The sequence below is a fragment of the Clostridium polynesiense genome, assembly GCF_000820705.1.
Taxonomy (GTDB): domain Bacteria; phylum Bacillota; class Clostridia; order Clostridiales; family Clostridiaceae; genus Clostridium_AA; species Clostridium_AA polynesiense.
On sequence record NZ_CCXI01000096.1, the window covers coordinates 1 to 11972 of the forward strand.

The 11972-nt window shown below is 39.9% G+C and carries 11 protein-coding genes and 1 pseudogene; 5 read left to right on the forward strand and 7 right to left on the reverse strand.

The window, feature by feature from the left end; translation table 11 throughout:
• Positions 1-19: 19 nt before the first annotated feature.
• From TA89_RS08900 to ltaE, 5 genes are all read right to left on the reverse strand, one after another.
• The gene (locus TA89_RS08900) at positions 20-295 is read right to left on the reverse strand and encodes a hypothetical protein (protein ID WP_052447390.1); all 276 of its coding nucleotides are present in this window, start codon (positions 293-295) and stop codon (positions 20-22) included.
• Between the two features lie 149 nt (positions 296-444).
• Positions 445-1161 (reverse strand): DUF5667 domain-containing protein, encoded by a 717-nt coding sequence (locus TA89_RS08905; RefSeq protein WP_040212653.1) that lies wholly within the window; start codon positions 1159-1161, stop codon positions 445-447.
• Positions 1162-1237: 76 nt separating this feature from the next.
• Positions 1238-1762, reverse strand: a complete 525-nt coding sequence (locus TA89_RS08910; protein ID WP_040212656.1) for a cob(I)yrinic acid a,c-diamide adenosyltransferase — start codon at positions 1760-1762, stop codon at positions 1238-1240.
• Between the two features lie 125 nt (positions 1763-1887).
• Positions 1888-2493 carry a DUF2238 domain-containing protein gene (locus TA89_RS17700; protein ID WP_052447391.1) on the reverse strand — a complete coding sequence of 202 codons (606 nt, stop codon included), beginning with the start codon at positions 2491-2493 and terminating at the stop codon, positions 1888-1890.
• Positions 2494-2633: 140 nt separating this feature from the next.
• On the reverse strand, positions 2634-3674 hold the full coding sequence (gene ltaE, locus TA89_RS08920) for a low-specificity L-threonine aldolase (protein ID WP_040212658.1): 1041 nt from the start codon (positions 3672-3674) through the stop codon (positions 2634-2636).
• A 248-nt stretch (positions 3675-3922) separates the two neighbouring features.
• Here ltaE and TA89_RS08925 point away from each other — a divergent pair, with 248 nt between their 5' ends.
• A complete protein-coding gene (locus TA89_RS08925; RefSeq protein WP_040212659.1) occupies positions 3923-4174 on the forward strand; it encodes a DUF6061 family protein in 252 nt (83 codons plus the stop codon).
• A 52-nt stretch (positions 4175-4226) separates the two neighbouring features.
• On the opposite strand, the gene TA89_RS08930 is transcribed toward TA89_RS08925, so the two are convergent.
• Positions 4227-4538, reverse strand: coding sequence for a helix-turn-helix domain-containing protein (locus tag TA89_RS08930; RefSeq protein ID WP_040212661.1), 312 nt, complete (start codon positions 4536-4538; stop codon positions 4227-4229).
• 110 nt (positions 4539-4648) lie between these two features.
• Between TA89_RS08930 and TA89_RS08935 the strand changes: the two genes are divergently transcribed.
• From TA89_RS08935 to TA89_RS08950, 4 genes are all read left to right on the forward strand, one after another.
• Entirely contained in the window at positions 4649-5083 is a 435-nt protein-coding gene (locus TA89_RS08935) for a hypothetical protein (protein ID WP_040212663.1), read from the forward strand.
• A 239-nt stretch (positions 5084-5322) separates the two neighbouring features.
• Positions 5323-5550 (forward strand): helix-turn-helix domain-containing protein, encoded by a 228-nt coding sequence (locus TA89_RS08940; protein ID WP_040212665.1) that lies wholly within the window; start codon positions 5323-5325, stop codon positions 5548-5550.
• A gap of 22 nt (positions 5551-5572) precedes the next feature.
• Positions 5573-8713, forward strand: coding sequence for a DUF4011 domain-containing protein (locus TA89_RS17705; RefSeq protein WP_052447392.1), 3141 nt, complete (start codon positions 5573-5575; stop codon positions 8711-8713).
• On the forward strand, positions 8647-11475 hold the full coding sequence (locus TA89_RS08950) for an AAA domain-containing protein (RefSeq protein ID WP_052447393.1): 2829 nt from the start codon (positions 8647-8649) through the stop codon (positions 11473-11475). Before TA89_RS17705 ends, TA89_RS08950 begins: the two co-directional genes overlap by 67 nt.
• Positions 11476-11522: 47 nt before the next feature.
• Here TA89_RS08950 and TA89_RS08955 read toward each other — a convergent pair.
• A pseudogene (locus TA89_RS08955) lies at positions 11523-11972 on the reverse strand (hypothetical protein); the annotation flags it as partial.

The following is an 11972-nucleotide window of genomic DNA, read 5'->3' on the forward strand; positions in this document are numbered from 1 at the left end:
CCATAGGGAGCTTTTTTTATTATAGAAAATATAGTATACCTTGAGTAAATGCATCTTCAGGAATAAGTAATCCAATTAATGTAAATAGTATAATACCTAAGAAAAACCCAATAGCACTGAGTATTAAAGTAGCTTTAGCAAAATTCTTTTTTGAAACCGGAGTATCACTGCTGAAAGCCCAAATAAATAGAAACACAAAGTTTATTATAGGTATAACAAGCAAAATCAATGTTCCTATCCATGATCCCACTGATACTACTTTATTATTTTGTTCTTGAACTTCCATAACTTCCATAAATCTTCTCCCTTCAATATAAATCAACATTTTTATTATATTAATTATACATTATTTCTTCTATAAATGTAATAAATTTCTATTAAATTCTGTATAATAATTTAATTTTATTCAATAAAAAAGCATCTTCAATAATAAAGATGCTTTAACTAATCAATATTCCTTATATCCTGAAACATATTTTCAAAGGACTGTTTTTCTTTTATATATTTTTGTTTTAAATCTTCGTAATTTTCCTTTATTTTATTATATTGCTGAGAGTTATTTGCATTTTTCATATCCGTAAATTTTTCTTCCACTTGCTCCAACTCTTTTTTTAGATTTTTAATTTCAAATCTATGCTTTATAAGATCATGGAGATTACTCATCTTACTGACCTGGTTCTCAAGTATTCCGCTTATTTCCTGCTGCTTATCAGAAGATAAGCTGTTTTTTAATTCATTTACCACCGAGAAAGATTCCTCAGTAAATTTAGAGATTTTTTCACTTATGGGAAGAATCTGAATTTCAAAGTTATCCTTATTTTCCACGGCATATTTCCCTAATAAATTTTGAGCTTGTTTTAAAGTAACACTGAAATCTTCAATGCTCCTTGCACCATAACTCTCTTCACCTTCCTCAATAAGGATTACTGCCTCAGCCAGCCTTTCCTCAGATATAGCAGTTAACAATTCAATCTTTTTAACTGTATCTTTAGTCAAAAATAACTGTACTTTTTCCAACCCTAAATCAAAGGTATAAAAAAAGCTCTTTGAAGTTGTTCCCGCCTTATTCTTTAATCCTTCCAGCTGTAACGCTGAAACCTTAGTTGAACTCATCAACAAAAAAATAATCATGGACAGGCTAAAAATCCTTTTGCTATTCAAAAGGATACCCTCCTCTTAATTTAAGCCAACATAATCTTCCCCATTTATTATCCCCAATTAATAAAATAAATGATTGCTACCTTTTAGATATATGCTCTGCTTCATATCTAGCCATAACATAAAGAGTATCAGATAACCTGTTTACAAACTTCATTAAATCCTCACTAATATTTATTTCTTTTGAAAGGGAAACCATAGCCCTCTCAGCTCTGCGCATTATAGTTCTGCTCACATGAAGTATGGATGAATTGAATGTATCTCCTGGTATTATAAAGCTGTTTTGTTCCCCAATGATATCAAGATAACCATCAATAGTTTTTTCTAAATGTTTTACATCTTCCCCAGTAATTCTTTCCTGAAGCATCTTTATTCCTTCGTCATCACTAGCTAATTCCGAAGCTACTGTAAATAGCTTTTTCTGTATCCACCTTAGATTCTCTTTTAGTTCAGAATCCGTGCAGCTGGAATATGCCATGCCTAAGAAAGAATTAGCTTCATCGATAGTTCCGTAACAATGAACTCTTAAGCTGTCTTTATTAACCCTGGTTCCGCCGAAAAGGCCTGTTTCTCCTTTATCACCGGTTCTTGTATATACATGCATAAAACATTTCCTTTCTACTACCCTAATAATTTTCTTATATTATTCTAACATAGAAAAGAAATTATTTCTCTAGCTATGATGTAAAGTTATTAATTATTTAATTTTTGCAAACATAAGGGCTTAATTTACGATTTTTTATCCTCAAGTATACCAGGCTTAAAATAATATAATATAGCTACAAGAGTTCCTCCTGCAGTTCCGTTCACTATATCAAACATGGTATCTAAAAGACTTCCACCTTGAGAATTGAGACCTAAAATCATATCTCCGGAAAACTCGAATATTTCCCAAGCACCTGCACAAGCTGCTCCAAATAAAATAATAAAGAAGCATATAAATCCCTTGCTTAGTAAACTGTACTTTTCACCATGAAAAATACTTATGAGCACTGTATGCCCTATCATACCAAGCATAAGCCCTGAGGCTATATGAAGAAAATCATCCCAGTTTGGTATTAATGAATAAAAATCAAATAGCTTTCCTAAATACATAGAAAAGAATATAAATACCTGTATAGCAAACTTCATTTTTTCTGTAAATCTTATTTTGAATATTTTATATATATATTCTACTGCATAAGTTGTAAATAGGGTTAGGAGAACATTAAAAATCTTACTTCCTTTTCCCTGGACTAAAAATAAAATACCTGTTAAAACAATAAGTATTCTGAAGCCTTCAATAGTCCACCTAAAATAATTGTTGTTATAGCTTATCTTTTTGCTGCTTTCCATAATTATCACTTCCCCACAAAAAAACTTTACACCTCTATTTTTAAGACAAAATTCGGATGCATTTATTCATCGGTTTTTTCATTAATAAAGCATACCTAATAAGTACAGGTACGCTTTATTATTTCTTTATCAAAGCATGGTTATTCTTCTTTTAAAGCTTTTACAGCTTCTTTAAAAGTTTCAAAAACATAGTATATATCCTTTTCTGTTACCCAATAATTTGTAACGAATCTCATTATTCCATTTTCATCTGAACTTATCTTTACAAGCTTATCATAGAAGAATCTTACTATATCATCGCTGTTCACTCCAGTTTCTTTCATATCAAAGAATACCATATTTATATGTATGTCTTCAAGATTAACTTTAACCCCTGGAATCTGGCTTAAAAGCTCTCCTAAAAGCTTGGCATTTTTATGATCCTCCTTTAAATGCCCTCTCATTTCCTTCAATGCTACCAAGCCTGCTGCTGCCAGGAATCCAGCTTGTCTCAAGCCTCCACCCATTCTTTTACGATTCTTCTTTGCACGGACTATAAAGTCTTTACTTCCAACAACTATTGAGCCCACCGGTGCGCATAAACCTTTTGACAGGCAAAAGGTAATGGTATCAAAATATTTACTTATTTCCTTTACATCCACATTTAAGTACTCTGCAGCATTAAAGAGCCTTGCTCCATCCAAATGCATTGGAATATTATGCTCTTTTGCAATATCATGAACTGCTTTAATATTTAAAAGTGAAGGAACCTTACCTGTAGAATGAGCAGATTCCATACAAATCAAACCTGTATCAGGAAAATGAATATCCTCTCCTCTAAGCTTTTCCTGAAGTTCAGAAATGATGAATTCACCATCCTTATCCTTTAATGTTCTAAGCTGAACTCCTGATAAAGCAGCGGCAGCTCCAACCTCATGTATCATTATATGGCAGTTTTCTCCCAGAAGGACTTCATCACCTCTTCTGCAGTGAGTCATTATACATACCTGATTTCCAAAGGTACCGCTAGGTACAAACATAGCAGCTTCCTTTCCGGTAAGCTCTGCAGCATATGCTTCCAGTTCATTTATGGTTGGGTCATCTCCGTAAACATCATCCCCTACCTGAGCATTAAACATAGCTTCTCTCATTTTATCCGTTGGCTGAGTTACAGTGTCACTTCTTAAATCTATAAAACCCATATTCCTTCACCTCTCTGCAATTGATATATCTATTATAACAATATACTAATTTTAGTTAAATAGTTTTTATTTTTAGATTATAAAACAAAAAACCCCGTAAATCTTGGCTTAACAGTGATAGGGAACTAAATCACTTATCAACTGTTAGCTGACGGTTTTCGGGTGCATACGAAACTCCCGTCTGATTCCTAACAGGAATTAGGCGGGAGTTTTTCTTCTTAACAGAGCCAATATTGGAGGATAGCATTATGAAAACATTACTTTCCTGTGAATTTAACATGGATACCGGTTGCGTTGAACTAAGATATTCTGACGGCAGCATGATTTCTATTAACTGTACCGCTGTTGAGGATGAGGTGGCAAATAGCCGTTTCCAGCGGTCTGAACTGGACTGGCTCATCTACAACGATCCGCTGTCCTATGCGGAATTGATTTTGAATGGCAATCCGGAAGAATATCTGCGAACCGTAACGGAGGCTCCACAGTTAGATTTCGATTGATAAGCAAAGCCGCCAGAGGCACATCCATGCGATGCTGCTTCTGGCGGCTTTTTTACATTTTGTCAATCAAAGCAAACACTACGGCTTGTTGCTCTTCACTCAATCTCGACCATCGTTCCAGCAGCTTCCTTTGTGAATCAGTCAGAGTAACCGGTGAATCTTCTTCTGCGAATAGCTGAGAAAGCGTGATGCCAAAAGCCATGCAGATTTTTTCCAACGACGGAATAGTGGGAACCATATTCTTGCGATACCATGAGGAGATCGTAGATTGAGGCAAACCAGAGCGTTCTGCAAGCTGATACTCCGTCCAGCCTCGATCCTCTCGATATGCGGTTATGGCAGAGAGAATATCCTTCACTTGCATCACCTCTTTGCTTGTGTTCTTCGTAAATTATACTTTTGTTTATCGTTGCCTTTTAATCACTTTAATCGTATAATTTTAACGATATACACAACTATAAAGAGTTGATTGAAATGAGCAGGAAGAGTTGTTTCTTTATTGGACATAGAGAAGCATCGGAAGAAATTTATCCATCACTTTACGCCGCTGTTGAGACGCATATAATCCGCTACGGTGTTACTGAATTTATTGTTGGTCGTTATGGATGTTTTGACGGTCTTGCGGCAAAAGCCGTAAAAACCGCAAAACAAAACCATCCAGAAGTCGAACTGACCCTATTGTTACCTTACCATCCAGCAGAGCGCCCTATTCCTGTACCAGATGGGTTTGACAGCACTTATTATCCTCCAGGCATGGAAAGTGTACCCCGCAAGGTTGCCATTGTTCGGGCAAATCAGTATGTGGTCGATCATACCGATTTCCTCATTGCCTATGCGTGGCATCCCGCCAGCAATGCAAAAGATCTTCTCGAATATGCAAGGAAGAGAGAGGGCAAGGGGTTAATCTAGGTAACAGCCTTACCACATAATGATTTCAGGTAAATCAAACACAACAAGGTAAACTCTCTCGATGGATTACATCTAAAAGAACCTGTAATTATGCCGTTCCCGCAGTATAGCAAACACCTATGCATTATCCGTTAGATTTTCCGAAAATTTTCTTCACATCCGTGTAGTTATATTGCTGTTACAGAATTTTCCTGTTATAATATTGAATGCGTTTATTCTACATGGATGGTGTCTCAATTATGTCAGTTAGTTATAAAAAGCTTTGGAAGTTGCTTATTGATCGTGACATGAAGAAAAAGGACTTGCAGCGCCTGTCTGGTGTCAGTCCGGCATTGATCGCTAAGTTAGGCAGAAATGAAAATGTTTCCACCGAATCTTTGGTTAAAATTTGCACGGCGCTTGGCTGCGATATAGGCGATATTATGGAAATAACCCCCAGCAAAGAGGCGGGAGCAAATATGGAATAACAGAAAATGGAGGATGGCTACGATGCCGGCAGGGATAGATCAAAAAGTCGATATTTGGAAGAACAAATTACTTGATTTAGGAAAGCGGAATCGTCTTATCAATTATCGTGAAACGAAGCGGTCTACGCTATCTATCAAGACTCCCGAAATTTTTGAGCTTTGGGAGAGTTTTGTGGAGAATGACAATCCATTGGAATTCCCATATTATCGTGAACCCCAAGAAGAAACGGACGTGGAATATGATATTGACAGCGGTTTCCTTACATCTTCTGATGTAACAACTAATCAGAACGTAAAAGAGTTGCAGCGAACTCTGAGAAATCTCCGAAATAAAGCGAAAATGGCGATAGAAGAACAGGGCATAAATATCCTGTACTTGGCCTTTGGCTTTTTGAAATGGACTGAAGCTGATTATAGTACCGAGCAAATCGTATCACCGCTTTTGCTTGTCCCTGTCAGTCTGACTGTAGAGTCCATTTCCTCTCCGTTTGTGTTGCAAATGACCGATGATGAAATTGTGGTAAATCCGGCATTAAAGTACAAGATGGAGAATGATTTCGGATTGACCTTCCCAGAATTTGATGAAGATCTCGGGTTACAAAACTATCTGAATGCAGTTCAGAAAGCGGTAAAAAACAACAACTGGACGGTAACGCCTGAAGTTGGACTCAGCTTGTTCTCTTTCTTGAAAATCAATATGTACAGCGATTTGGCCAGAAACAAGGAAAATGTTGTTTCCAATCCTATCGTGCGTACAATCGCAGGAGATACTTCTGCAGCACAACACATCCCGGAAGAGCTCAATGACTATGACTTTGACAAAAAGCTAAAGCCCGTTGATGTGTTTCAGGTAGTGGACGCAGATTCCAGCCAGCAAGAGGCAATTCTGTGTGCAAAAAAAGGTGTTAGTTTTGTTTTGCAGGGACCTCCCGGAACAGGTAAAAGTCAGACAATCACCAATATTATTGCAGAATGCTTAGCTGATGGGAAAAAGGTGCTGTTTGTATCCGAAAAGATGGCCGCACTGGATGTCGTACACAAGCGGTTGACCTCAGCCGGATTGGACGATTTTTGTTTGGTTCTGCATAGTCATAAAGCAAATAAAAAAGCTGTACTTGAGCAGTTGCGAAAAGCACTGAGCCTTGCTCGCAACAAAGCGCAGTTGAGCGATGAAGCATATATGAAACTGGAGACGCTGTACCAAGATAAAGAAAAGCTGAACCAGTATGCGGAACAGATTTTCGAAACAGTTAGTCCGCTCAATATGACAATCTATCAAGTCAATGGAACGCTTGCCGAACTTGATGATTACCCAGATGTTATATTCAGCATACCAGATATCCGTAGCACTTCTGCTGAACAGTATCGTCGGTATTTATATGTGCTCAACGCTTTTAAGAACACAATCGGGAAAATGTCGGAAGACTTTGATGGTAATCCTTGGCATGGATCGATTGTACCGGTTGTCACAAATGAGCTGCGGCATGATGTGAGCGCACGATTTCCTGCACTTGCCAGCAGTCTTAGCAGGTGCGCTTCTCAAGCAAACGATATTTTTTCCTCAGTATATTTGACTTTTGGGCGTTCTTATGAAAATCTGAAAAAAGGAATAGATTTGCTGGCAGTTGCTAAAAAATCTCCCGGCATTCCTTATAGTTGGATATCAGAACCTAATGTTATATCGTTATTTAACGGAATTTCGGTATATGAAGAAAAAACATCGGGCTTTGCCAGAAAAGTTACTGAACTGCAATCCCAGTATGCAGTAATCAATGGACAGGGAATCTGCGAACTGAAACCTCACACTTTTGCCGATTTGGACAGTGTGGAAAAAATCTGCGGTGCCAAAGAGATACTTTCCAAATGTGCAGAGGGTGTTCCGGAACTTTTACGGATGCAGCAGCAGGGTGAAGATTTGGCGCTCATTCAAAATGAACGCCAAATAGCTGAAGGACAAGCACGGATAATCAATGCAATAAAAGGACAAATTTCTCAGGACTTTGCCGAGGGCATCTTTGAGATTGATTATAAGGTTGTTTTATCTTGTTACCACGAAGCCTATAGCTCTCTGACAAACGCTCTCCAAGAAAATTATTATCCAGGTATCAGCGTTGTTTCCCGCCCAGATGATCTGCTCCCTGAGCAATGGATTCAAGCAGAAAACCTAATCCAGTTAAGCAGTGATGCTCAAACATATGAACAAAGAAAGGAAACCTTCCAGCAGAAAGCGGCAGAGCTCAAGAAGCTGTATGGTGTAATTTCCGCTACTGAGGAACAGTTGACGTCAAATGCTGATCAGCTGGTTACTTTTGAAGCACTGGAAGCAGAGCTGCAAAAATTGCACGCAATTATTGCCGGGAACAGTGCAATGTCGGCGATTGACACAGGAAAGCTGATTGAAGCTTGCAGAAAGGAACTCTTAGGCGCACAGCAGAAAGCGGACAAAATTCATTCCATGCAATCTGACTTGCTTCAGAATTTTGAAAAGGAAGTTTTGGGTGTCAATTATCAGGAAATGCTGGTTCGATATAAGTTGCAGTATACCTCTATTTTGAAATATGTGAGGGGCAGCTACTATGCAGATCAGCGACAAATGAAACTTTTGTACAGAAACGTTTCCCAGAAAATCGATGACAAAACCATCATTGCTGCATTGACAACATTACAGGATATTGGGCAAACCCGAGAGGACATGGGATGTGAATGCAAGAATTTGATGGAGGCATTTGGGGATAGCTTCCAATATGAAGATACCGATTTTCAAAACATCAGCATGGTGCTGGACACATATGCCAATCTTCTGGAAGCAATTCGCCTTGTGTCAGATATGATGGAAATTGTACAGGATTTTGATCCGGCAGACAGCGAACTGGCAGAAAAATACGGCGTCTGGTATAAAGGAATTGATACTTCCTGGGAACTCGTGCTGCTTGCACTGCAAAAAACTGCAGATTTTCGCCAGAAAATCCGAAACGAGGTAACTGTATTCCAACCATACTACAAAAATGACACAGAAGAGCTTTCCGAACACGCTGTAATAAAGGTGTTGCTTGCGTTGAGACAGTTAGACGCCGAAAGAGAAAAGTGTAATGTTGTATGCCCCACTTCATATTCGTATTTGATGCCGTATTTGAATATGAAAACACAGATTTTAAGCTGGTAGATGCACTTTTAACAACATACACCGCATTTATCCAGGCGCAATCCATTCTTGTCGATATGGATGCCATGATGCAGGAGTTGAATCTGCAGGAAGCTGATCTCCGTGAGCAGTACGGTTTCTTTTACGAAGGCATGGCCACATCCTGGCAAGACATACGAGATGCCCTTGACTGGACTATCGAATTCAAAAAAGAAATTGACAAATATCAGCCCAATGACGAGTTTGTCAAGTGCATTTGTTCTGGCGGCGAAATCATAAAGAAATGCGGTACATATCAAGAAACGATAGCCAATGCACTCCGAGAAACAGACAAGGACTTTCAATGGTTCCTCAGTCTATTTGGAGAGCCAGAGCTGTATGCCCAAATGGATCTTCAGGTGTTGGCAAATCGTATTCAACGCTGTGCCAATGGTTTGTTTTTGCTGGAAGAGTGGATTGATTTTGTCAATGCCAGGAAAGATTGCGAAAAAGAAGGTCTTTTCGAATATGTTCAGCAAATCGAAGAACAAAAAATCAAACCATACCAAATTCTCCCTATCTTCCAGAAGCGATTCTTCCGCCTGTGGCTGGATGCGGTATTGCCGGAGTATCCCGCTGTCCTGAATTTCAGACGATTGAATCAGGAAAATACGATTCGTGAATTTTGTGAACTGGACAGGATGCAGTTTGAGATTGCAAAAGCACGAATCAAGAGCAAACTAATCAACGATCTGCCTTTGCTGGACAAATTCACAAGCGGCATGGACGAGGTGGGAATACTCAAACGTGAGCTCGGCAAGCAGAGAAAGATCATGCCCATCCGCAAATTATTCCGTCACATTCCGAATCTTTTGCTGGTACTAAAGCCTTGCCTGATGATGTCTCCGCTGTCTGTTAGCCTTTTTCTGGAAGCAGATACCTATCAATTCGATACCGTTATATTCGATGAGGCATCCCAGGTATGTACGGAAAACGCAATCGGCGCAATTGCTCGTGGCAAACAAGTAGTCATTGCTGGTGACAGTAAACAGCTGCCGCCGACAAGCTTTTTCTCTGCGTCCACTTCGGATACAGACGATTACGATACGGACGATGAAGAGGATGACGACAGTGCTGCTTATGAATCCATCTTGGATGAAGCGAATCTATTGCCGGAACGTACACTTTTGTGGCATTACCGCAGCCGTCATGAACATCTGATTGCTTTCTCGAATGCAAAAATTTATCACAATAATCTGATCACGTTCCCTTCTAATGTGGATCGGGTTCCAGATAATGGTGTAGAGTACTTTTATGTAAAAGAAGGCTTCTATGATCGTGGCGGGAAAAAAGGAAACGTGCCGGAGGCAAAACGGGTTGCTGAGTTGGTATTTGAGCACTTCAAAAAGCATCCCAATCGTTCATTGGGGGTAATTGCGTTTGGTGAAGTGCAGCAACAGGCCATTGAAACAATGCTTCGAGAAATGCGCTTGAGAAATCAGCAGTATGAGCGTTTCTTCAACGAAGAAAAGGAAGACGCTTTCTTCATCAAAAACCTTGAAAATGTTCAGGGTGACGAGCGTGATACCATCATTTTTAGTGTTGGATATGCCAAAGATGCTGCAGGTGTGTTCCGCATGAATTTTGGCCCCCTCAGCAAATCTGGAGGTGAGCGCAGACTGAATGTAGCCATAACACGTGCGAAATACAACGTCAAGTTGGTAGGATCAATTCTGCCCACCGACATTGATGTTGATCGTGTTTCCGCTGAAGGACCGAAACTTCTGCGCTCTTACATCGACTTTGCTATCAATGGAATCGATTCTTTGCAGCGTGAAGTGACAGAAAGTGATATTGTACAGCACGATTCACCTTTTGAAAAAGCGGTGTATGACTTCCTTGATCGCAAAGGCTACAAGCTGGCCACGCAAGTAGGATGCTCTGGATACCGGATAGATATGGCGGTAAAACATCCCACAATTAGCGGTCAGTATGTTCTCGGTATAGAATGCGACGGAGCAGCATATCACTCTGCCAAAACAGCCCGAGAGCGTGACCGTTTGAGGCAAGATGTTTTGGAAAATATGGGGTGGAAAATTTACCGCATTTGGTCCACGGATTGGATTAAAGATCCGGTTACGGAAGGAAATCGTCTGATTGAAGCCATCGAGGATGCTCTAAAAAACTATGGGATTGATGAACCCGTGTCTTCCAAGGTGGAAGTCGATGCCGAGGACTTTGTTTCTTTAGAAGAAAAGGCCGTCTCTATAGAAGACATAGAAAATCCTTATGGCTTTGAAGAGGAGCAACAGGTGTCTTTTGCACATCTTTCCCGCAACAGCAGCGGTTATCTGTCCGGAGCTGATTGCATTATGGAAATCGTGAACAGGCTTTACCCTGTCCATTATGATTTGATTTGCCAGCACCTTGCCCCTCTGCTCGGAAACACAAAAGCAACAGTTAAAGTAAAGAGGGAGGTAGATTATCAGCTGCAACAACTGGGTAAAAAGCTGATTCGCAAAGGAGACTTCTTTTTCCCTGCTGGATATACAAAAGTCTCTCCTCGTGTTAATAGCCGAAAAATCAATCATATATCCACCGAGGAATTGGCGGAAGCGATGTACAGGGTTCTGAGCAAGAGCGTTGGACTAACAAAGGAGCTTCTTTGTGCGGAGACTGCACGTGCGTATAATTTCCACCGAATGACCCAAAATATTACTTCTGCAATCAACGAAGCCTTTGAACTGTTGGTAAAACAAGAACGAATTGAGATTATCGAAGGAAAAGTAAGTATCTCCAAATAACAGCAAAGACAAAACTCAACTATCTTGCTTTCATCCAGGGAGCTATATCATGCTTCAAGTATGATTACAGAATCCTTGGGAAGATTATGCCTTGGAGAAGTTTGCAGATGACGGATTGCTTGTTTTGCAAATTTCTTGCTTACCGTCGTATCCCATTCCGCCAGCCGGATGATCTCCGTTGTTTCGGTCTCAAAATCAAACGAAACCTCACCCCATTCGCCGTCGTTGTCCACCTGATACAGGTAGACAGCGGCGGCGATTTTCTTTTTGCGTTTGGTCTGGGATTTGCGTTTTAGGCGAATTATGTGAAGCACTCCGGCTTCTGTCAGCAGACAGGCCAAGTGTTCCACAGCTTTGCGGTAGGCCCGTTCTGCACCACTGTCTGTGCTGCCCTCAAAGAGGACTGCCAGTTCTTCAAAGGTCAGTCGGGTGCTGATGGGACTGACCCTACCACAGGTCATACAGATGGCGTTTCTCTTTTCCAAAAGGGTCTGCTC